Annotated in this window: 1 protein-coding gene; it reads right to left on the bottom strand. The window is 63.1% G+C overall.

The features are described 5' to 3' along the window. Nucleotides 1-227 (bottom strand): TRAP transporter small permease subunit (locus tag CVH10_RS22345; RefSeq protein WP_219925013.1); only part of this gene is annotated, 227 nt, incomplete at its 3' end. Nucleotides 228-255 lie beyond the last annotated feature (28 nt).

Below are 255 nucleotides of genomic sequence, written 5' to 3'. Positions count from 1 at the left end.
AGCATGTCGAAGCCCAGGTGCTTGCCCTCGAAGGCCGCGACGATGGTGCCGATGGCCACCAGCCAGACGAACAGCAGTCGCGAGATTTCCTCGTACGACACGATGCTGGTGGCGAACACGTAGCGCAGCACGACGTTCACGAACACGGCAATGACCATGCCGGCCAGCGCCACCACCATGAAGAGTTCGGCCAGGCGGTGCAGCACCGGCTTCCGGGGCGTTGGCATTGGCATTGTGGAAGGGGGATGGCTCATG

This window comes from Halomonas sp. ND22Bw (assembly GCF_003011945.1).
Classification (GTDB): Bacteria; Pseudomonadota; Gammaproteobacteria; order Pseudomonadales; family Halomonadaceae; genus Halomonas; species Halomonas halophila.
This window is presented reverse-complemented; position numbering and strand designations above follow the sequence as displayed.